This window comes from Thauera terpenica 58Eu (genome assembly GCF_000443165.1).
In the GTDB taxonomy this organism is placed as follows: domain Bacteria; phylum Pseudomonadota; class Gammaproteobacteria; order Burkholderiales; family Rhodocyclaceae; genus Thauera; species Thauera terpenica.
The window spans coordinates 1-710 of record NZ_ATJV01000131.1; the positions used below are offsets into that span (position 1 = coordinate 1).

Annotated in this window: 1 protein-coding gene; it reads left to right on the forward strand. The window is 48.2% G+C overall.

The window, feature by feature from the left end; translation table 11 throughout:
* On the forward strand, positions 1 to 301 hold a 301-nt coding region (locus M622_RS40265; RefSeq protein WP_217995350.1), incomplete at its 5' end, for a hypothetical protein.
* Positions 302 to 710 lie beyond the last annotated feature (409 nt).

A 710-nucleotide genomic window follows, 5' to 3' on the forward strand; every position in this document is an offset into this window, starting at 1 on the left:
CTTCGCTCGCGCTGCCATGCTCGACCTCAAACCGTCAGGAAGTCCGGCGCCGCCGGGATGGATGACATTTTATTGCACCAACGCCACACAGATGCGCAACCACTCGACCACATTCACCGCTCAAGTTGGTAGCTCAATGTATTCGGCGAATTCCGGGCAGCAACTCGCTAAGTTCTTGATTGGCGCAGGTGTTGGAGCGATGGTTTTGCCATTCGTTGGACCTGTTGGAGCATTTATGGTTGGACAGGCGGCAAGTTACGGAGCAGGAGGGCTGATGAGCAGCGTAGGCGGCGGCGGTTAAACGGAACGGAATAGTATTACGGGCTCGATTTATGCATAACGTCTAGTATTGTCGCTGTTTTTTCAAAAATGACGGCCATGCATACAGACGTCGCGTAGTATTTCTGTAAGTTTTTCTGGAGCATTGGCTATGCGGAAATTCTCTATGAGAATCATTGTTTACTTAAGTCTTCCTTTGCTCCTCTGGGTGGCGATGATGTTTGGTCCTCACGTCATAGCCAGTGCAACCTGGAACGCGGTATTTATTTACGTACCTCTCTCGTTGTTTTTCTTTTTGTTTTTCAGACTAACCGGATATGAATTGTGGACTGATCATACTCTAGGCCATTTCGTTATACACAACTCTGCCCGTTCAGTACGCCGACCGAAATAATCGTTGACCTTCAATGACTTACGAGAAGTACTTGTAA